General features: G+C 48.6%; 1 protein-coding gene (only partly in view). It reads right to left on the bottom strand.

Annotated features, from left to right (window positions below):
- Nucleotides 1–25249 carry the 5' portion of an Ig-like domain-containing protein gene (locus OCU38_RS14230; protein WP_261824860.1) on the bottom strand. Its footprint begins 6947 nt before the window's first position, so 25249 of the gene's 32196 nt are visible here — the first part of the coding sequence; it begins with the start codon at nucleotides 25247–25249; its stop codon lies beyond the left edge, outside the window.
- Nucleotides 25250–25339: the final 90 nt, after the last annotated feature.

Raw genomic sequence — 25339 nt, 5'->3', positions numbered from 1 at the left:
GGTTCGTCACGGTAACTGAGTTACCCGCTGTGTCAGTGCCTGTTACCGTCGCTTTCACTTCACCCGAGGTCACTGCTTGACCTGATGCATCTGTTGTAAAATGAGTTGCTGGGATCGCAGCTGCGGTAAAGGTATGTCCTGCACCTACTACTGCTGTATGTAAATAACCGTTGATGTCTAAAGTGACGGTTTCACCCGTCTTAACATCCCCGGATACTGTACCTGTGACTGTAATATCACCCGTGTTCGCATTAATGATAACGCCACCATTAATTCTATTAATGGTGATACCTGCATCCGCATGCAAATCCGTAGTTAAATGACCGTCAGTTACAGTCGTAGGGTTACCTGCCGCATCGCTGACTGAAGGGGTGATCTCAAGTGATGCGCCATCTTTGATACCAACAAGATCGGCATGGGGTACAGTCAATGTCCACTGGTTACCATGCACTTCAATAGGTGCACCTGAAGCCGCATCGCCGTATTTATGGCCATTAAACTCCACAGTGACATACTGACCGTCTTCAATGCCTGTTGTCGTACCACTAATGACCAAGTCTTGCCCTTGCTCTGCAAGGTTTAGTACATCATCTTTATTGGCTGTGAGGCCTGTGTCGACTGCAATGGTGCCTGCTTGCGTATCGACACTGAATTGACCGTTGTGTGTCGCACTTGAAGTCGGGCCCACTGGCGTTGTACCTGATATTGCATAAGTAAATACAGATTGACCATTGTTATAGGCTGAAGCCGTGTTACCTGCCGCATCAGTCACTGAAACTCGCGCTTGCACCTCTCCTGACCCAGCTTTAAATTCGCTGACTGGAACATCTATAGAGAAGCCTTGACCAGTAGCGTCCACTTCTCCCGTAAACTGCTTACCATTGACGACCAATACTATAGGATCGTGCTCTTTAGCATCACCACTGACTGTACCTGTGACCGCAAGGTTGCCACTTTGGTCTCCAGTGAAGCCCGCATTAATGGTTACGCCATTATGGATGCTATTCAGGGTAATCCCTGCGCTCGCATGTAAATCGGCATGAATAGACTCGGCTGTGCCTGTCATTGTTGCCTGATTGCCCGCCTTATCACTGACCTCTGCGGTTACAGGATAGTCAGTACCATCAACAAGATGAGCCACATCCGCAGCCAGCACGGTTGCGTGCCACGTGCCATCAGTTTGGCTACCGGTATTTAACACTACTTTGGTCGTGTAATCTTGACCATTAAAGTGAACCGTCACCTCTTGATCAGCCTCAATACCAGTCGTGGTTCCCGATAAAACCAAATCTTGACCATGCTCAGTGGCATTGACAATGTCATCAGATTTCAGTGCCGTTAAGTGGTGATCGACTGCAATAGTGCCTGCTTGCGTATCGACACTGAATTGCCCATTGTGCACTGGCGTGCCACCTGCCAATGCTGGTGCATGGTTCGTCACCGTCACTAAATTACCCGCGGCATCAGTGCCCGTTACCGTTGCGGTGACTTCTCCCGAAGTCACCGCTTTATCTGATGTATCTTTTGCAAAGTCGGCCGCTGGGATTGCGGTTGCGGTAAAGGTATGTCCTGTCCCCACCACAGCTGTATGCTTATGACCGTTGATGTTTAAAGTGACGGTTTCGCCCGTCGCCACATCCCCTGATACCGTGCCCGTGACCGTAACATCAGTCGTGCTCGCGTTAATGGTGGCACCGCCATTGATGCTATCAATAGTGATCCCCGCATCCGCATGTAAATCGGCATGAATAGACTCGGCTGTGCCTGTCGTTGTCGCCGCATTGCCCGCTTTATCACTGACCTCTGCGGTTACAGGATAGTCAGTACCGTCAATAAGATGAGTAACATCCGTAGCCGGCACGGTTACCTGCCACGTGCCATCAGTCTGGCTACCAGTATTTAACACCACTTTGGCCGTGTAATCTTGACCATTAAAGTGAACCGTCACCTCCTGGTCAGCCTCAATACCGGTGGTGGTGCCCGATAAAATCAAATCTTGACCATGTTCGGTGGCATTGACAATATCATCAGATTTCAGTGCCGTTAGGTGGTGATCGACTGCTATTGTGCCTGCATATGTATCAACACTGAATTGACCATTGTGCACTGGCGTGCCACCTGTTGATGTAGGCGCATGGTTCGTCACTGTCACTGAATTACCCGCGGCATCAGTGCCCGTGACAGTCGCAGTCACCTCACCAGAAGTCACCGCTTTACCTGATGTATCTTTTGCAAAGTCGGCCGCTGGGATTGCGGTTGCGGTAAAGGTATGTCCTGTACCTACCACCGCTGTATGCTTACGGCCGTTGATATTTAAAGTGACGGTTTCGCCCGTCGCCACATCCCCTGATACCGTGCCCGAGACCGTAACATCACCCGTGCTCGCGTTAATGGTGGCACCACCATTGATGCTATCAATAGTGATCCCTGCGTCCGCATGTAAATCGGCATGAAGAGACTCGGCCGTGCCCGCCGTTGTCGCCGCATTGCCCGCCTTGTCACTGACCTCTGCGGTTACAGGATAGTCAGTACCATCAATAAGATGAGCAACATCCGCAGCCGGCACGGTTGCCTGCCACGTGCCACCAGTCTGGCTACCGGTATTTAACACCACTTTGGCCGTGTAATCTTGACCATTAAAGTGAACCGTCACCTCTTGATCCGCCTCAATACCGGTGGTGGTGCCCGATAAAACCAATTCTTGACCATGCTCAGTGGCATTGACAATGTCATCGGACTTCAGGGACGTTAGTTGGTGATCGACTGCAATGGTGCCTGCTTGCGTATCGACACTGAATTGACCATTGTGTGTCACACTTGAAGTCGGCCCCACTGGCGTTGTACCTGATATCGCTTGAGTAAATGCAGATTGACCATTGTTATAGGCTGAAGCCGTGTTACCTGCCGCATCAGTCACTGAAACTCGCGCTTGCACCTCTCCTGACCCAGCTTTAAATTCGCTGACTGGAACGTCTATAGAGAAACCTTGACCGGTAGCGTCCACTTCCCCCGTAAACTGATGACCATTGACGACCAATACTACAGGATCGTGCTCTTTAGCATCACCACTGACTGTACCCGTGACAGCAAGGTTGCCACTTTGGTCGCCAGTGAAGGCCGCATTAATGGTGTTTCCACCATTAATGCTATTAATGGTGATACCTGCATCCGCATGTAAATCCGTTATTAAATGACCGTCAGTTACAGTCGCAGGGTTACCTGCCGCATCGTTAACTGAAGGGGTGATCTCAAGTGATGCGCCATCTTTGATACCAACAAGATCGGTATTGGGCACAGTCAATGTCCACTGGTTGCCGTGCACTTCAATAGGTGCACCTGAAGCCGCATCGCCGTATTTATGCCCATTGAACTCCACAGTGACATGCTGGCCGTCTTCAATCCCTGTTGTGCGGCCACTAATGACCAAGTCTTGTCCTTGCTCTGCAAGGTTTAGGACGTCATCTTTATTGACTGTGAGGCCTGTATTTACTGCAATGGTGCCTGCCTGCGTATCGACACTGAATTGGCCATTGTGTGTCACACTTGAAGTCGGTCCCACTGGCGCTGTACCTGATATCGCTTGAGTAAATGCAGATTGACCATTGTTATAGGCTGAAGCCGTGTTACCTGCTGCATCAGTCACTGAAACTTGCGCTTGCACCTCTCCTGACCCAGCTTTAAATTCGCTGACTGGAACGTCTATAGAGAAACCTTGACCGGTAGCGTCCACTTCCCCCGTAAACTGATGACCATTAACCACCAATACTACAGGATCGTGATTTTTAGCATCACCAATGACTGTACCCGTGACCGCAAGGTTGCCACTTTGGTCGCCAGTGAAGCCCGCATTAATGGTGGTTCCACCATTGATGCTATTAATGCTAATACCTGCATCCGCATGCAAATCCGTTATTAAATGACCGTCAGTTACAGTCGCAGGGTTGCCTGCTGCATCGCTGACTGAAGGGGCGATCTCAAGTGATGCGCCATCTTTGATACTAACAAGATCAGCATGGGGCACAGTCAATGTCCACTGGTTGCCATGCACTTCAATAGGTGCACCTGAAGCAGCATCACCGTATTTATGGCCGTTAAACTCTACGGTAACATGCTGACCGTCTTCAATGCCTGTTGTCGTACCACTAATGACCAAGTCTTGCCCTTGCTCTGCAAGGTTTAGTACATCATCTTTATTGGCTGTGAGGCCTGTGTCGACTGCAATGGTGCCTGCTTGCGTATCGACACTGAATTGGCCGTTGTGTGTCACACTTGAAGTCGGACCCACTGGAGTTGTACCTGATATCGCTCGAGTAAATGCAGATTGACCATTGTTATAGGCTGAAGCCGTGTTACCTGCCGCATCAATCACTGAAACTCGCGCTTGCACCTCTCCTGACCCAGCTTTAAATTCGCTGACTGGAACGTCTATCGAGAAACCTTGACCGGTAGTGTCCACTTCCCCCGTAAACTGATGACCATTGACTACCAATACTACAGGATCGTGCTCTTTAGCATCACCACTGACTGTACCCGTGACCGCAAGGTTGCCATTTTGGTCACCAGTGAAGCCCGCATTAATGGTTACGCCATTATGAATGCTATTCAGGGTAATCCCTGCGTCCGCATGTAAATCGGCATGAAGAGACTCGGCCGTGCCCGCCGTTGTTGCCGCATTGCCCGCCTTATCACTGACCTCTGCGGTTACAAGATAGTCCGTTCCATCAACAAGATGAGCAACATCCGTAGCCGGCACGGTTGCCTGCCACGTGCCATCAGTCTGGCTACCAGTATTTAACACTACTTTAGCCGTGTAATCTTGACCATTAAAGTGAACCGTCACCTCCTGGTCAGCCTCAATACCGGTGGTGGTGCCAGATAAAACCAACTCTTGACCATGTTCGGTGGCATTGACAATATCATCAGATTTCAGTGCCGTTAGGTGGTGATCGACTGCAATGGTGCCTGCTTGCGTATCGACACTGAATTGGCCGTTGTGTGTCGCACTTGAAGTCGGACCCACTGGCGTTGTACCTGATATCGCATGAGTAAATGCAGATTGACCATTGTTATAGGCTAACGCCGTGTTGCCTGCCACATCGGTCACTGAAACTCGCGCTTGCACCTCTCCTGACCCAGCTTTAAATTCGCTAACAGGAACGTCTATTGAGAAGCCTTGACCAGTAGCGTCCACTTCTCCTATAAACTGATGACCATTGACTACCAATACGACAGGATCGTGCTCTTTAGCATCACCACTGACTGTACCCGTAACCGCAAGATTGCCATTTTGATCGCCAGTGAAGCCCGCATTAATGGTTACGCCATTATGGATGCTATTCAGGGTAATCCCTGCGCTCGCATGTAAATCGGCATGAATAGACTCGGCCGTACCTGCCATTGTTGCCGCATTGCCTGCCTTGTCACTGACCTCTGCGGTTACAGGATAGTCCGTACCATCAATAAGATGAGTAACATCCGTAGCCGGCACGGTTGCCTGCCACGTGCCATCAGTCTGGCTACCAGTATTTAACACTACTTTAGCCGTGTAATCTTGACCATTAAAGTGAACCGTCACCTCCTGGTCAGCCTCAATACCGGTGGTGGTGCCCGATAAAACCAACTCTTGACCATGCTCAGTGGCATTGACAATATCATCAGATTTCAGTGCCGTTAGGTGGTGATCGACTGCAATGGTGCCTGCTGCTGTATCAACTAACGGAGCACTCTTGTCTGTTCCAGTGAATGGGTTGCCGTGATTATCTGTACCTGTCACGGTCGCTGTAACGTCACCACTGTGACTCTTAAGCTCCGACGATGGCACTTTAGCCGTAAAGCCATAATGACCTGCACTGCCTGTAATCGTACCGGGGTAGTGTTGGCCATTAAATACAACATCAACTTTTGACGTAGGATCAACATCACCGGTTAATGTGCCGATAACGTCAACATCACCTTTCGTAGCCACATTGATGGCATTGCCACCATTGATGCTATTAATGGTGATACCCGCATCCGCATGCAAATCCGTTGTTAAATGACCGTCAGTTACAGTCGCAGGGTTACCTGCCCTATCGCTGACTGAAGGGGTGATCTCAAGTGATGCGCCATCTTTGATACCAACAAGATCGGCATGGGGCACAGTCAATGTCCACTGACTGCCGCGCACTTCAATAGGTGCACCTGAAGCCGCATCGCCGTATTTATGACCATTAAACTCCACAGTGACGTACTGACCGTCTTCAATGCCCGTGGTGCTGCCACTAATGACCAAGTCCTGACCTTGCTCTGCAAGGTTTAGTACGTCATCTTTATCGGCTGTGAGGCCTTTATCGACTGCTATTGTGCCTGCATGTGTATCAACCCTAAATTGACCACTATGTACTGACGGGCCACCGGCCGTTGCTGGCGTATGGTTCGTTGCCGTAAACGAATTACCCGCAGCATCTGTGCCTGTGACCGTTGCATTCACTTCACTCGATATGACCGTTTGACCATTGGTATCTGTCGTGAACTCACTGCCATCAACATCTAAATTAAAGACATTGCCTTTTTCGACCAACACTTTGTTGTGCACATGACCATTGATTTCGATACTAATATGGTCTCCCACACTAGCATCTCCGCCAACTGTTCCTGATACCTGAATTTTGCCTTTGGCATCCACCTCGTTGATTGGATTACCGCCATTAATGCTTCCAACAGAGATAGTGGCAGATGCACTTGTGTCAACAGTAACTAGAGTTGAACCACCTTCAACACTGTTTCCTGCTATATCTGTTACAACGGTGTAAAGTGTGTGATCGCCATCTGGTAATTCTGAGGTAGTAGTATGGAATTCCCACTGACCATTCACCTGTATAAAGCTACCCGTAACTTCATAACCAGTAGCATCTTTAACAACAACCCCACCATTGGACGGATCAATGTCTTTATCGACAGCACTTAGGTCAAAGATCAAATCTCCCTGCCCCGGGTGCGTCTTATCATTAAAGTTTTCACCATGAGTAAGGTGATCCGTTTTATCACCCGAATTACTACTATTTTGAAGTGTAAGCGTGACTGGATTGATATCGGTATCAACAGTGACTGTCAGCTCAGGGGAACTATTACTCGTATTCCCTGCATAATCTGTCACCTTAGCAGTGATTTTATAATCTCCATCAGCTAGATGTGCAGCAGTAAACGTCCAGTCGGTGCCAGAACGCATTGCATTGCCTACAGACTTACCATCAACAAACACTTCTACTGAAGTAGCATCAGTATCAATACCATTTAACGTAAAGGTCGGGGTTGTATCCTTGGTGATGTTGTCTGTATCAGTACCTGCCGTATTTATGCCGTACGTATCAGAAGTCGCATTTAAATCAACTGTAGGAGTACTGACGACAAGATCTGATCCTGCGGCTGTTCCGGATGCATCCTTTGAAGTGTTACCCGCTGCATCGGTAACCGTAGCCGTAACTGTATCTCCTGGACGAACTTCAATATCTACGCCTTGAGTTAAGTCTGTCGCAGTCAGTGTATGTGCTTGCTTCACTCCGCTCGCTACAGTGTAGGTCAGAGTATCGCCTACCTTCGCATCTGTATTAGGAGTGATAGTCGCAGTCACTGTGCCATCAGGTCCGACTTCAACAATGTTATAAATGCTATCTTTACCTGTGCTTTCAAAGCTAACGGTTGGAGAAGCAACGCCTGTATCTAATGTGCTGTGCGTTGGTGTGGAGGTCGCCGTGTTGCCGGCTTTATCTGTTGAAGATGCACTAACAATTAAGTCCCCATCAACCAACTGAGTCGCCGCGCCTGACTTATCTTTCACACCCTTAGTTAAATCCACAACAATGCTAAAGTCGCCATGGCCATCGATTGTCATGCCTGTGGGATCCACATCTAAATGGTTACCCGCACTGTCCGTAATCACTAGCGTATCAAGGTGTGCACCAGGTTCTACATGACCTGTGATGACGGTAGCCGACTGTTCTCCACTACCAATCAGTTTGTCCGTTAACTCGGCATTCACTGTGGTCTGAGTATCAACTGTAATGGTTAATGCTGGAGACATCGCACTGGTGTTGCCTGCATTATCGGTGACTATCGCAGTCACTTTATGATCGCCATCAGCTAGAGCCGCTGACGTGAATGTCCAGTCAGTACCCTTGTGGGCTGCACTGCCTACAGATTTACCATCGACAAATACCTCAACAGACGCGGCGTCTGTATCCACGCCATTTAACGTGAAGGTTGGTGTGGTGTCTTTGGTCAGGTTATCCGTGTCTGTACCTGCGGTATTCGCGCCATGACTGTCAGACGTCGCATTGAGATCGACCGCTGGCGTCGTAACGCCTGTATCTAATGTGCTGTGCGTTGGTGTGGAAGTTGCGGTATTACCCGCTTTATCTGTTGAAGATGCCGTAACTGAGAGCTGGCCATCAGTAAAGTTACCAGCTGTCAAATCGACGGTTGTCGTGAAGCTACCATCAGGCTTAACGGTAATACCCGAAGTCGGTACATCAAGGTGATGACCTGCACTGTCCTTAATCACTAAGGTATCAAGGTGAGCACCTGCCTCTACGTGACCGGTAATAACTGTTTTTGCTTGCTCGCCACTGCCGATAAGCGTATCGGTGAAGCCCGCATCCACAGCTGTATGAGTATCCACCGTTACCGTCAACGCTGGAGACGTCGCACTGGTGTTGCCTGCATTATCGGTGACTATCGCAGTCACTGTATGATCGCCATCAGCTAGAGCTGCTGACGTGAATGTCCAGTCAGTACCGGTGTTCGTTGCATGACCGACTGATTTGCCATCAATAATGACTTCGACAAAGGCGGCGTCTGTATCCACGCCATTTAACGTGAAGGTTGGCGTGGTGTCTTTGGTCAGGTTATCCGTGTCTGTACCTGCGGTATTCGCACCATGGCTATCAGACGTCGCATTGAGATCTACCGCTGGCGTCGCAACGCCTGTATCTAACGTACTGTGAGTTGGTGTGGAAGTCGCGGTATTACCCGCTTTGTCTGTTGAAGATGCCGTAACGATTAAGTCCCCATCAACCAACTGAGTCGCCGCACCTGACTTATCTTTCACACCCTTAGTTAAATCCACAGCAATGCTAAAGTCACCATGGCCATCGATTGTCATTCCAGTGGTATCGACATCTAAATGGTTACCTGCACTATCCGTAATCACTAGTGTATCAAGGTGAGCACCAGGTTCTACATGACCTGTGATGACGGTAGCCGACTGTTCACCACTACCAATCAGTTTGTCCGTTAACTCAGCATTCACTGTGGTCTGAGTATCAACTGTAATGGTTAATTCTGGAGACGTCGTACTGATGTTGCCTGCGGTATCCGTCACGATAGCAGTCACTTTGTGGTGACCATCAGCTAGGGCTGCTGACGTGAATGTCCAGTCAGTACCATTGTCCCTTGCATGACCTACAGATTTACCATCGATAAGGACTTCGACAGAGGCTGCGTCCGTATCTACACCGTTTAACGTGAAGGTTGGCGTGGTGTCTTTGGTCAGATTATCCGTATCTGTGCCAGTGGTATTCGCGCCATGAGTATCAGAAGTCGCATTGAGATCGACCGCTGGCGTCGCAACGCTCGTATCTAAAGTGCTGTGCGTTGGAGTGGACGCTGCCGTATTACCGGCTTTATCTGTTGACGATGCACTAACGGTTAAGTCGCCATCAACCAACTGAGTCGCCGCACCTGACTTATCTTTCACACCCTTAGTTAAATCCACAGCAATGCTAAAGTCACCATGCCCATCGATTGTCATGCCTGTGGTATCCACATCTAAATGGTTACCCGCACTGTCCGTAATCACTAGCGTATCAAGGTAAGCACCTTCCTCTACGTGACCGGTAATAACTGTTTTTGCTTGCTCGCTACTGCCAATCAGTTTGTCCGTTAACTCAGCATTCACTGTGGTCTGAGTATCAACTGTAATGGTTAATGCTGGAGACGTCGTACTGGTGTTGCCTGCATTATCAGTGACTATCGCAGTCACTTTATGATCGCCATCAGCTAGAGCCGCTGACGTGAATGTCCAGTCAGTACCGCTCTGGGCTGCACTGCCTACAGATTTACCATCGATAAATACCTCAACAGAGGCGGCGTCTGTATCCACACCATTTAACGTGAAGGTTGGCGTGGTGTCTTTGGTCAGGTTATCGGTGTCTGTACCTGCGGTATTAGTACCATGGCTATCCGAACTAGCATTAAGATCTACTGTTGGCGTCGCAACGCCTGTATCTAATGTGCTGTGCGTTGGTGTGGAAGTTGCGGTATTACCCGCTTTGTCTGTTGAAGATGCCGTAACTGAAAGCTGGCCATCGGTAAAGTTGCCAACTGTCAAATCAACGGTTGTCGTGAAGCTACCATCAGGCTTAACGGTAATACCCGAAGTCGGTACATCTAGATGATGACCTGCACTGTCCGTAATCACTAACGTATCAAGGTGAGCGCCTTCCTCTACGTGACCGGTAATAACTGTTTTTGCTTGCTCACCACTGCCAATAAGCGTATCGGTGAAGCCCGCATCCACAGCTGTATGAGTATCCACCGTTACCGTCAACGCTGGAGACGTCGCACTGGTGTTGCCTGCATTATCGGTGACTATCGCAGTCACTGTATGATCGCCATCAGCTAGAGCTGCTGACGTGAATGTCCAGTCAGTACCGGTGTTCGTTGCATGACCGACTGATTTTCCATCGATAATGACTTCGACAAAGGCGGCGTCTGTATCCACGCCATTTAACGTGAAGGTTGGTGTGGTGTCTTTGGTCAGATTATCGGTGTCTGTACCTGTAGTATTCGCGCCATGACTGTCAGACGTCGCATTGAGATCGACCGCTGGCGTCGCAACGCCTGTATCTAATGTGCTGTGCGTTGGTGTAGAGGTCGCGGTATTACCCGCTTTGTCTGTTGAAGATGCTGTAACCGTTAATGCACCATCTGTGAAGTTGCCAGCTGTTAAATCAACGGTTGTCGTGAAGCTACCATCAGCTTTCACTGTAATACCCGAAGTCGGTACATCTAGATGATGACCTGCACTGTCCGTAATCACTAACGTATCAAGGTGAGCACCTTCCTCTACGTGACCGGTAATAACTGTTTTTGCTTGCTCGCTACTGCCAATCAGTTTGTCCGTTAACTCAGCATTCACTGTGGTCTGAGTATCAACTGTAATGGTTAATGCTGGAGACGTCGTACTGATGTTGCCTGCATTATCGGTGACTATCGCAGTCACTGTATGATCGCTATCAGCTAGAGCCGCTGACGTGAATGTCCAGTCAGTACCGCTCTGGGCTGCACTGCCTACAGATTTACCATCGATAAATACCTCAACAGAGGCGGCGTCCGTATCCACGCCATTTAACGTGAAGGTTGGTGTGGTGTCTTTGGTCAGATTATCGGTGTCTGTACCTATGGTATTCGCGCCATGACTGTCAGACGTCGCATTGAGATCTACCGCTGGCGTCGCAACGCCTGTATCTAATGTGCTGTGCGTTGGTGTAGAGGTCGCGGTATTACCCGCTTTGTCTGTTGAAGATGCCGTAACTGAGAGCTGGCCATCGGTAAAGTTGCCAGCTGTTAAATCGACGGTTGTCGTGAAGCTACCATCAGCTTTCACTGTAATACCCGAAGTCGGTACATCTAGATGATGACCTGCACTGTCCGTAATCACTAGCGTATCAAGGTGAGCACCTGCTTCTACGTGACCGGTGATGACCGTCGTTGATTGCTCAGTATTACTAATCAGGTTATCAGTGAAACCTGCATCCACAGCAGTCTGAGTATCAACCGTTACCGTCAACGCTGGAGACGCCGCACTGGTGTTACCTGCATTATCGGTAACCACCGCGGTCACTGTATGGTCTCCATCAGCTAAAGTCGCTGACGTGAATGTCCAGTCAGTACCATTGTCCCTTGCATGACCTACAGATTTACCATCGATAAATACCTCAACAGAAGCGGCGTCTGTATCCACACCATTTAACGTAAACGTTGGCGTGGTGTCTTTGGTCAGATTATCCGTATCTGTACCTGTGGTATTCGCGCCATGAGTATCAGAAGTCGCATTGAGATCGACCGCTGGCGTTGCAATGCCCGTATCTAATGTGCTGTGCGTTGGTGTGGAGGTCGCGGTATTACCCGCTTTGTCTGTTGAAGATGCTGTAACCGTTAACGCACCATCTGTGAAGTTGCCAGCTGTTAAATCGACGGTTGTCGTGAAGCTACCGTCAGGCTTAACGGTAATACCCGAAGTCGGTACATCAAGGTGATGACCTGCACTGTCCTTAACCACTAAGGTATCAAGGTGAGCACCTGCTTCTACGTGACCGGTAATAACTGTTTTTGCTTGCTCGCCACTGCCAATAAGCGTATCGGTGAAACCCGCATCCACAGCAGCATGAGTATCCACCGTTACCGTCAACGCTGGAGACGTTGTGCTGGTGTTACCTGCATTATCGGTAACCACCGCGGTCACTGTATGGTCTCCATCAGCTAGAGCCGCTGATGTGAATGTCCAGTCAGTACCGTTGTGGGCTGCACTGCCTACTGATTTACCATCGATAAATACCTCAACAGAAGCGGCATCCGTATCCACACCATTTAACGTAAACGTTGGCGTGGTATCGTTAGTGAGATCATCATGATCTGTACCCTTTGCACCATAGCTATCGGAGCTGGCATTTAAATCTACTGTTGGCGCACCAACATTCTGGTCAATCACTATCGGTGTAGTGGTCGTTGTCTGTCCATCTTGTCCAGATGGGTCAGTAACCTTCGCGCCTAAATCATGATGAGTGCCATCAACCTTTGATGATTTACCCAGATCTATAGCAATCTCAAAATCGCCCTTCCCATCAGAAAAACCTGAGCCGACAATATGATCGCTACCATCGGCATTTTTGCCATCGATAATATCGACTTGTGAGAATGGGATGTCAGTACTACCGGTGATTGATGGTGTTGGGTTCGACGTAATACCATCAGTATGATCGATACCGGTATCGGTATTTCCAGTAAGTCCTTTTAGCGTCACCGTTGGCGTGGCCGGTGTTAACGTTGGAGCTATCGGCGCTGTTGGTGTCAATTGCGCTTGGGTTGGTACGCTATTAGTTACGGTTGGCTGAGCACCTACCACTGACGGCGCCGTTAATGTCGCCGTTGGGTCGAAGGTTAAGAACTGAGAGTCTTTGCCGCCATGATGATCGTCGGTGCTGACCTCAAAGGTATCTTGCCCTGTGTACGCTCCGGAGTTTGCGTCGTAGTTCATACCTTGGTGAATGGCATCGGCATGCATTGTATAGCTGTAAACGCCTGTTGCATTATCCAGTGTTAAATCACCGAATGTACCGTGCGCCACAACACTGCTACCAGTAGTCATGCCACCGACTGCGCCATAAGTATGTGTATCGGTTGTATCGACATCTTTTGTGCTGAGCGTACCGGTGGTATTCGTACTTTGTGTAATATGCAGATCAGGGATGTCATTAGTACCATGAATGGTAACGGTGATTTCACCCGTATTGGTATTGCCAGCTGTATCAGTCACTGTGTACTTAACGCTGTCTGTTTCAGGCTCACCTTTTGCAAGGTGTTGAGCCGCATTGTTATCCAGCGTATAGGTATACGTCCCATCCGCTTTCACGTCAAAGTGACCATGCTTGCCATCGGCATCGATGACCGTGACTACGTCGCCCACTTCGCCTTGCGGATTAACATTGCCCGTAGTGGTCACTTTAGTATCTTCGGTGACGGTATCTGTGGCATCCGGCGCAGCAACATTTTGGTCAACCACTATCGCTGTAGTCGCAGTTGTCTGTCCATCATGTCCGGATGGGTCAGTGACCTTAGCGCCTAAATCATGATGAGTGCCATCAACGGTTGATGATTTACCCAGATCTATAGCAATTTCAAAATCGCCCTTCGCATCAGCAAAACCTGAGCCGACAATATGATCGCTGCCATCGGCATTTTTACCATCGATGATATCAACTTGTGAGAATGGGATATCAGTACTACCCGTGATTGATGGTGTTGGGTTCGACGTAATACCATCGGTATGATCGATACCGGTATCGGTATTTCCAGTAAGCCCTGTCAGCGTCACCGTTGGTGTGGTCAGTGTTATTGCCGGAGCTATTGGCGCCATTGGCGTCAATTGCGCTTGAGTAGGAACGTTATTAGTTACGGTTGGCTGAGCGCCGACCACTGACGGCGCTGTTAATGTCGCTGTTGGGTTAAAGGTTAAGAACTGAGAGTCCTTGCCGCCATGATGATCATCGGTGCTCACCTCAAAAGTATCTTGTCCCGTGTACGTTCCAGAGTTCGCGTCGTAGTTCATCCCTTGATGAATGGCATCGGCGTGCATGGTATAGCTGTAAACGCCTGTTGCATTATCTAGCGTTAAATCACCGAATGTGCCGTGCGCCACAACGCTGCTACCAGTAGTCATGCCACCGACTGCGCCATAAGTATGTGTGTCGGTTGTATCAACATCTGTTGTGCTGAGTGTACCGGTGGTATTGGCACTTTGAGCGATCTGCAGTGATGGGATATCGTTACTGCCATGGATAGTGACGGTAATGTCACCCGTATTGGTATTGCCTGCCGTATCAGTCACCGTGTACTTAACAGTGTCTGTTTCAGATTCACCTAGTGCAAGGTGTTGAGCGGCTTTGTTATCCAGCGTATAGGTATACGTCCCATCCGCTTTCACATCAAAGTGACCATGCTTGCCATCGGCATCGATGACAGTGACTACGTCGCCCACTTCACCTTGCGGATTAACATTACCCGTAGCGGTCACTTTACTATCTTCAGTAACGGTATCTGTGGCATCCGGCGCAGCAACATTTTGGTCAACCACTATCGCTGTAGTAGTCGTTGTCTGTCCATCATGTCCGGATGGGTCAGTAACCTTCGCACCTAAATCATGATGAGTCCCATCAACCGATAAGGATGTATCTAAGTCCACCACAATCTCAAAATCGCCATTCCCATCAGCAAAACCTGAGCCAACAATATGATCGCTGCCATCGGCATTTTTGCCATCGATAATATCGACTTGTGAGAACGGGATATCAGTGCTGCCGGTGATTGATGGTGTTGGGTTCGACGTAATACCATCGGTGTGATCGATACCCGTATCGGTATTTCCAGTAAGCCCTGTCAGCGTCACCGTTGGCGTGGTCAGTGTTATTGCCGGAGCTATCGGCGCCATTGGCGTCAATTGCGCTTGGGTTGGCACGCTATTGGTTACGGTTGGTTGAGCGCCGACCACTGACGGCGCCGTTAACGTCGCCGTTGGATTGAAGGTTAAGAACTGAGAGTCTTTGCCGCCATGGTGATCGTCGGTGCTGACCTCAAAGGTATCTTGTCCCGTGTACGTTCCGGAGTTTGCGTCGTAGTTCATGCCTTGATGAATGGCATCGGCGTGCATTGTATAGCTGTAGGCGCCTGTTGCATTATCTAGCGTTAAATCACCGAATGTGCCGTGGGCTACAACGCTGCTGCCTGTGGTGGTGCCACCGACTGCGTCATAGGTATGTGTATCGGTTGTATCGGCATCTTTTGTGCTGAGCGTACCGGTGGTATTCGTGCTTTGCGTAATATGCAGATCAGGGATGTCATTAGTACCATGAATGGTAACAGTAATTTCACCCGTATTGGTATTACCCGCCGTATCAGTCACAGTGTACTTAACGGTGTCTGTTTCAGACTCACCTTGCGCAAGATGCTGAGCCGCGTTGTTATCAAGCGTATAGGTATAGGTCCCATTCGCCATCACATCAAAGTGACCATGCTTGCCATCAGCATCGATAACAGTGACTACATCGCCCACTTCGCCGTGCGGATTCACATCACCCGTCGCGGTCACTTTACTATCTTCAGTAACGGTATTTGTGGCGTCTGGCGCAGCAACATGCTGATCAATCGTCACAGTCAAAGCATTTGACGTACTGGTGTTACCCGCGATATCGGTCACTGTTGCAGTAATATCATGATCGCCCTCATTCATGAAAGATTTAGGCACAGTAATCTGCCAAACACCATTCTGGATAGCAGCATCACCAATAGAGTGACCATCCACAAACACCTCAACTTGTTGAGCATCTGTATCGATATTACCCAGCGTTAAAGTCGGGGTAGTGATATTGGTGATGTTGTCAGTATTGGTACCCGTACCACCAAAACTATCTGAAGTGGCATTCAAATCAACCGTTGGTTGAGCGGTATGTTGGTCAATCAAAATCGGCGTAGTGGTCGTTGTCTGTCCATCATGTCCAGATGGGTCAGTAACCTTCGCACCTAAATCATGATGAGTGCCATCAACCTTTGATGATTTACCCAGATCTATAGCAATTTCAAAATCACCCTTTCCATCAGAAAAACCTGAGCCGACAATATGATCGCTGCCATCGGCATTTTTACCATCGATGATATCGACTTGTGAGAATGGGATATCAGTACTACCGGTGATTGATGGTGTTGGGTTCGATGTAATACCATCGGTGTGATCGATACCGGTATCGGTATTTCCAGTAAGCCCTTTTAGCGTCACCGTTGGTGTGGTCAGTGTTATTGCTGGAGCTATCGGCGCCATAGGCGTCAATTGCGCTTGAGTAGGAACGTTATTAGTTACGGTTGGCTGAGCGCCGACCACTGACGGCGCCGTTAATGTAGCCGTTGGGTTAAAGGTTAAGAACTGAGAGTCTTTGCCGCCATTGTGATCGTCAGTGCTCACCTCAAAAGTATCTTGTCCCGTGTACGTTCCGGAGTTTGCGTCGTAGTTCATGCCTTGATGAATGGCATCAGCGTGCATTGTGTAGCTGTATACGCCTGTTGCATTATCTAGCGTCAAATCACCGAATGTGCCGTGGGCCACCACACTGCTGCCTGTGGTGATGCCACCGACTGCGTCATAGGTATGTGTATCGGTTGTATCGACATCTGTTGTGCTGAGCGTACCGGTGGTATTGGCACTTTGAGCGATCTGCAGTGATGGGATATCGTTACTGCCATGAATGGTAACGGTAATTTCACCCGTATTGGTATTGCCTGCCGTATCAGTCACTGTGTACTTAACGCTGTCTGTTTCAGACTCACCTTGTGCAAGGTGTTGAGCGGCTTTGTTATCAAGCGTATAGGTGTACGTCCCATCCGCTTTCACATCAAAGTGACCATGCTTGCCATCGGCATCGATGACAGTGACTACGTCGCCCACTTCGCCTTGCGGATTCACATCACCCGTAGTAGTCACTTTACTATCTTCCGTAACGGTATTTGTGGCATCCGGCGCGGCAACATTTTGGTCAACCACTATCGCTGTAGTCGCGGTTGTCTGTCCATCATGTCCTGATGGGTCAGTAACCTTCGCACCTAAATCATGATGAGTACCATCAACCTTTGATGATTTACCCAGATCTATAGCAATTTCAAAATCACCCTTTCCATCAGCAAAACCTGAGCCGACAATATGATCGCTGCCATCGGCATTTTTACCATCGATGATATCAACTTGTGAGAATGGGATATCAGTACTACCGGTGATTGATGGTGTTGGGTTCGACGTAATACCATCAGTATGATCGATACCCGTATCGGTATTTCCAGTAAGCCCTGTCAGAGTCACTGTTGGCGTGGCCGGTGTTAACGTTGGAGCTATCGGCGCTGTTGGCGTCAATTGTGCTTGAGTAGGAACGTTATTAGTTACTGTTGGCTGAGCGCCGACCACTGACGGCGCCGTTACTGTCGCTGTTGGATTGAAGGTTAAGAACTGAGAGTCTTTGCCGCCATGATGATCGTCGGTGCTGACCTCAAAGGTATCTTGCCCTACGTACGTTCCGGAGTTCGCGTCGTAGTTCATGCCCTGATGAATGGCATCGGCGTGCATGGTATAGCTGTAAACGCCTGTTGCATTATCGAGTGTTAAATCACCGAATGTGCCGTGGGCTACAACGCTGCTGCCAGTGGTCGTTCCACCGATTGCGCCATAGGTATGTGTGTCTGTTGTATCAACATCGATTGTGCTGAGCGTACCGGTGGTATTCGTGCTTTGCGTAATATGCAGATCAGGAACGTCATTAGTACCATGAATGGTAACAGTAATTTCACCCGTATTGGTATTACCCGCCGTATCAGTCACAGTGTACTTAACGGTGTCTGTTTCAGACTCACCTTGCGCAAGATGCTGAGCCGCGTTGTTATCAAGCGTATAGGTATAGGTCCCATTCGCCATCACATCAAAGTGACCATGCTTGCCATCAGCATCGATAACAGTGACTACATCGCCCACTTCGCCGTGCGGATTCACATCACCCGTCGCGGTCACTTTACTATCTTCAGTAACGGTATTTGTGGCGTCTGGCGCAGCAACATGCTGATCAATCGTCACAGTCAAAGCATTTGACGTACTGGTGTTACCCGCGATATCGGTCACTGTTGCAGTAATATCATGATCGCCCTCATTCATGAAAGATTTAGGCACAGTAATCTGCCAAACACCATTCTGGATAGCAGCATCACCAATAGAGTGACCATCCACAAACACCTCAACTTGTTGAGCATCTGTATCGATATTACCCAGCGTTAAAGTCGGGGTAGTGATATTGGTGATGTTGTCAGTATTGGTACCCGTACCACCAAAACTATCTGAAGTGGCATTCAAATCAACCGTTGGTTGAGCAGTATGTTGGTCAATCAAAATCGGCGTAGTGGTCGTTGTCTGTCCATCATGTCCAGATGGGTCAGTGACCTTCGCACCTAAATCATGATGAGTGCCATCAACCGATAATGATTTACCCAGATCTATAGCAATTTCAAAATCGCCCTTAGCATCGGCAAAACCTGAGCCAACAATATGATCGCTACCATCGGCATTTTTGCCATCAATGATATCGACTTGTGAGAATGGGATGTCAGTAGTACCAGTGATCGATGGTGTTGGGTTCGACGTAATACCATCGGTGTGAGCGATACCGGTATCGGTATTTCCAGTAAGTCCTGTCAGCGTCACTGTTGGCGTGGCCGGTGTTAACGTTGGAGCTATCGGCGCTGTTGGCGTCAATTGCGCTTGAGTAGGAACGTTATTAGTTACGGTTGGCTGAGCGCCGACCACTGACGGAGCCGTTAATGTCGCTGCTGGATTAAAGGTTAAGAACTGGGAGTCTTTGCCGCCATTGTGATCGTCAGTGCTCACCTCAAAGGTATCTTGCCCTGTATACGTTCCGGAGTTCGCGTCGTAGTTCATACCTTGGTGAATGGCATCGGCATGCATTGTGTAGCTGTAAACGCCTGTTGCATTATCTAGCGTCAAATCACCGAATGTGCCGTGGGCCACCACACTGCTGCCTGTGGTGATGCCACCGACTGCGTCATAGGTATGTGTATCGGTTGTATCGACATCTGTTGTACTGAGCGTACCGGTGGTATTCGTACTTTGTGTAATATGCAGATCAGGGATGTCATTAGTACCATGAATGGTAACGGTAATTTCACCCGTATTGGTATTGCCCGCTGTATCAGTCACCGTGTATTTAACGCTATCTGTTTCAGATTCACCTTGAGCAAGATGCTGAGCCGCATTGTTATCCAGCGTATAGGTATAGGTCCCATCCGCCTTCACATCAAAGTGACCATGCTTGCCATCGGCATCGATGACTGTGACTACGTCGCCCACTTCGCCTTGCGGGTTAACGTCACCCGTAGTGGTCACTTTGGTATCTTCAGTGACGGTATCTGTGGCATCTGGCGCAGCAACAATCTGGTCAACCACTATCGCTGTAGTTGCCATTGTCTGTCCATCATGTCCTGATGGGTCAGTAACCTTCGCACCCAAATCATGATGAGTACCATCAACTGTTGTGGAGTTGCCTAAGTCCACCACAATCTCAAATTGGCCATTCCCATCAGCAAAACCTGAGCCGACAATATGATCGCTGCCATCGGCATTTTTGCCATCAATGATATCGACTTGTGAGAATGGGATATCAGTACTACCGGTGATTGAGGGTGTTGAGCTCGACGTAATACCATCGGTGTGATCGATACCGGTATCGGTATTTGTAGTAAGTCCTGTCAGCGTCACTGTTGGCGTGGCCGGTGTTAACGTTGGAGCTATCGGCGCTGTTGGCGTCAATTGCGCTTGAGTAGGAACGTTATTAGTTACGGTTGGCTGAGCGCCGACCACTGACGGAGCCGTTAATGTCGCTGCTGGATTAAAGGTTAAGAACTGGGAGTCTTTGCCGCCATTGTGATCGTCAGTGCTCACCTCAAAGGTATCTTGCCCTGTATACGTTCCGGAGTTCGCGTCGTAGTTCATACCTTGGTGAATGGCATCGGCATGCATTGTGTAGCTGTAAACGCCTGTTGCATTATCCAGTGTTAAATCACCGAATGTGCCGTGCGCTACAATGCTGTTGCCTGTGGTGGTGCCACCGACTGCGTCATAGGTGTGAGTGTCGGTTGTATCTGCATCTTTTGTACTGAGCGTACCGGTGGTATTCGTACTTTGTGTAATATGCAGATCAGGGATGTCATTAGTACCATGAATGGTAACGGTAATTTCACCCGTATTGGTATTGCCCGCTGTATCAGTCACCGTGTATTTAACGCTATCTGTTTCAGATTCACCTTGAGCAAGATGCTGAGCCGCATTGTTATCCAGCGTATAGGTATAGGTCCCATCCGCCTTCACATCAAAGTGACCATGCTTGCCATCGGCATCGATGACTGTGACTACGTCGCCCACTTCGCCTTGCGGGTTAACGTCACCCGTAGTGGTCACTTTGGTATCTTCAGTGACGGTATCTGTGGCATCTGGCGCAGCAACAATCTGGTCAACCACTATCGCTGTAGTTGCCATTGTCTGTCCATCATGTCCTGATGGGTCAGTAACCTTCGCACCCAAATCATGATGAGTACCATCAACTGTTGTGGAGTTGCCTAAGTCCACCACAATCTCAAATTGGCCATTCCCATCAGCAAAACCTGAGCCGACAATATGATCGCTGCCATCGGCATTTTTGCCATCAATGATATCGACTTGTGAGAATGGGATATCAGTACTACCGGTGATTGAGGGTGTTGAGCTCGACGTAATACCATCGGTGTGATCGATACCGGTATCGGTATTTGTAGTAAGCCCTTTCAGCGTCACACTTGGTGTGGCCGGTGTTAACGTTGGAGCTATCGGCGCTGTTGGCGTCAATTGCGCTTGAGTAGGAACGTTATTAGTTACTGTTGGCTGAGCGCCGACCACTGACGGCGCCGTTAATGTAGCCGTTGGGTTAAAGGTTAAGAACTGAGAGTCTTTGCCGCCATGATGATCGTCAGTGCTGACCTCAAAGGTATCTTGTCCAGTGTACGTACCGGAGTTTGCGTCGTAGTTCATACCTTGGTGAATGGCATCGGCGTGCATGGTATAGCTATAAACGCCTGTTGCATTATCAAGCGTTAAATCACCGAATGTGCCGTGGACTACAATGCTGCTGCCTTTGGTGGTACCACCGACTGCACCATAAGTATGTGTATCGGTTGTATCGGCATCTTTTGTGCTGAGTGTACCTGTGGTATTGGCACTTTGAGCGATCTGCAGGGATGGGATATCGTTACTGCCATGGATAGTAACGGTGATTTCACCCGTATTGGTATTGCCAGCTGTATCAGTCACCGTGTATTTAACGCTATCTGTTTCAGATTCACCTTGAGCAAGATGCTGAGCCGCATTGTTATCCAGCGTATAGGTATAGGTCCCATCCGCCTTCACATCAAAGTGACCATGCTTGCCATCGGCATCGATGACTGTGACTACGTCGCCCACTTCGCCTTGCGGGTTAACGTCACCCGTAGTGGTCACTTTGGTATCTTCAGTGACGGTATCTGTGGCATCCGGCGCAGCAACAATCTGGTCAACCACTATCGCTGTAGTTGCCATTGTCTGTCCATCATGTCCTGATGGGTCAGTAACCTTCGCACCCAAATCATGATGAGTACCATCAACTGTTGTGGAGTTGCCTAAGTCCACCACAATCTCAAATTGGCCATTCCCATCAGCAAAACCTGAGCCGACAATATGATCGCTGCCATCGGCATTTTTGCCATCGATGATATCGACTTGTGAGAATGGAATGTCAGTGCTACCGGTGATTGAGGGTGTTGAGCTCGACGTAATACCATCGGTGTGATCGATACCGGTATCGGTGTTTATAGTAAGCCCTTTCAGCGTCACTGTTGGTGTGGCCGGTGTTAACGTTGGAGCTGTCGGCGCTGTTGGCGTCAATTGCGCTTGGGTTGGTACGCTATTAGTTACGGTTGGCTGAGCACCTACCACTGACGGCGCCGTTAATGTCGCCGTTGGGTCGAAGGTTAAGAACTGAGAGTCTTTGCCGCCATGATGATCGTCGGTGCTGACCTCAAAGGTATCTTGCCCCGTGTACTTTCCGGAGTTCGCGTCGTAGTTCATGCCTTGATGAATGGCATCGGCGTGCATAGTATAGCTGTAAACGCCTGTTGCATTATCCAGTGTTAAATCACCAAATGTGCCGTGGGCCACAACGCTGCTGCCTGTGGTGGTGCCACCGACTGCGTCATAGGTATGTGTATCGGTTGTATCGGCATCTTTTGTGCTGAGCGTACCGGTAGTATTCGTGCTTTGCGTAATATGCAAATCAGGAACGTCATTACTGCCATGGATAGTAACGGTAATGTCACCCGTATTGGTGTTGCCCGCCGTATCAGTCACTGTGTACTTAACGCTGTCTGTTTCAGATTCACCTTGAGCAAGATGCTGAGCCGCGTTGTTATCAAGCGTATAAGTATAGGTTCCATCCGCTTTCACATCAAAATGACCATGCTTACCATCAGCATTGATGACAGTGACTACGTCGCCCACTTCACCTTGCGGATTCACATCACCCGTCGCGGTCACTTTGGTATCTTCAGTAACGATACCTGTGGCGCCTGGCGCAGCAACATGCTGATCAATCGTCACAGTCAAAGCATTTGACGTACTGGTGTTGCCCGCCACATCAGTCACTGTTGCAGTAATATCGTGATCGCCTTCATCCATGAAAGATTTAGGCACAGTAACCTGCCACACACCATTCTGGTTGATGGCATTGCCAATAGAATGTCCATCAACAAACACTTCAACTTGTTGAGCGTCTGTATCGATATTACCCAATGTTAAAGTCGGGTTAGCGATATTGGTAATGTTGTCAGTATTGGTGCCCGTACCACCAAAACTGTCTGAAGTCGCATTCAAATCAACCGTTGGCTGAGCGGTATGTTGGTCAATCAAAATCGGTGTTGATGATGTTGTCGAGCCGTCCTGACCTGAAGGGTCAGTGACTGTTGCAGTTAAATCATGATGTGTACCAGAATTTGTTGGCGATTGTCCTAAGCCAACAACTATTTGATAGTGACCATTTACATCAGCATAACCCGATCCGACAATCTTATCTGTGCCATCTGAATTTTTACCATCTACAATGCTAACGTGTGAAAAAGGAACGCCTGCAACCCCTGTTACCGTTGGATTTTGGTTATTAGTAATGCCATCAGTATGATCCTGACCTGAATCGGTAGTTGGATCTAAACCATCAATGGTCACTGTCGGCTGAGCTGGCGTTTTTACTGGCGTCGTTGGTGGAACTGGGGAAACTTGTGTCTGCGTTGGCACTGAATAATGAATTGACGGCTTAGCACCTGAAATTGTCGGTACAGACAGTGTTGCTGTTGGGAAAAATGTTAAATGTTGAGTTGCTGACCCACCATGATTATCTGTAGTCGAGATTTCAAAACTATCCTGGCCTGAATAGGTGTGCGTTTTAGGATCATAGTTCATGCCATGACCATTCTGAATAGCATCAGTATGGATCTTATACCCGTATTCACCAGTAATAGAATCTAGGGTTAAATCACCATAGACGCCATTAGCTATAACTGTCTGCCCAACCGCTGAGCCTCCAACAACTCCATAAATATGTGTATCAGTTACATCGATATCGGTGGTGTGCAATTGACCTGATTTAGTTGAATTTTGGGTAACGGTCAAAACAGGTAAATCATTGGTGCCGTGTACAGTTACGACAACTTCTTGCGTTGTACCACCATCTTTTGAAACAGCTGTAAAGGTTTGAGTAAAGGTTTCACCAGCGGCAAGTTGCTGAATGGCAGGGTCGGCATTATTTGCAGTGAAGTGCCAGTGGCCTTGGTTATCAAGGGTGAATTCACCATGGTTAGTAGAAATAGTTTGCGGAATAAAGTAGGCATCATCGTGGTCATTATCAGTAATGAACAATTGACCCTCAGTATTGAGCTTACCATCTTGAACCTGCACATCCTCGGTAACATCACCAGTGTGTACGCCCGCAATAATGGCTTTATCTTCGGCCCCTTTAATCACAACCGTCACACTAGAATCGATGCCACTATTGGTTGCAACCGTAAATGTATCGGTAATCGAATCACCCGGCTTCAATGACTGAATAGCCATTTGATGATCGTCGGCATGATATTGCCATTGACCATCGCTATCTATGCTTAGATGTCCATACTTGCCGTCGTGCTGATATGTTTGGAACGCAGATGGGCCTTCTGTTTCATCAACCAAGGCACCGGAAGCCACCAAATCACCCGCTTTAACGTCCACATCCTCTGTTAGCACTGCCGCACTATCACCAGAGATCACCACAGCGCCAGCTGAACCTGTTGTAAACGTGATTGGGTGGTTAATCTCGTGCCCATCTACCACTTGACGGGCCATAAAAACACCACCGCCAGAAGCTAAGATTCCTGGAGTAGTAAAAATATTCAAGGCACCCGTTGAAGCGACTTCTACGATACCGTGGGTCGTTTCAGTACGTGCAGCTACAAATTGTTGTGCATGCTCATTATTTGCCACCACTTTACCAGTAAATATTGGTTTAACATCGGATACATGATGGGGCTGATGCGGCGCTAAGGGTGGCATGATATCTAGCCCTTGATGCGGCGCAGCATGTGTTTCTGTATTCTCAACAACTTGTTGATGATGAGAATGCTGCGGCGCATTGTGAGCAAACACAGCGTTAGATTCTGCCATGACTAAATCTGATATAGGTAGTTCTGTATCACCCTCTTGATAGCGCAGTTCAGAAGCACGCAATTTTTCTGCTTGTTTTTGCTGCTCTTTAGCCTTTGCAATAGTTGGGTCGACAGGTTTTACTTCAGGTTTCTTAGCCATGGGTGGTTCCTATGCATTATTTTACTGTGGTATTTAAAATAAAATGCTCACAAAATATTTCGTTAACTTATTGAAGAATCAATAGAATAA

The organism is Vibrio neonatus, from assembly GCF_024346975.1.
GTDB classification, from domain to species: Bacteria; Pseudomonadota; Gammaproteobacteria; order Enterobacterales; family Vibrionaceae; genus Vibrio; species Vibrio neonatus.
The sequence above is the reverse complement of the archived record's forward strand: the minus strand, read 5'-3'. Positions and strand labels throughout refer to the sequence as shown.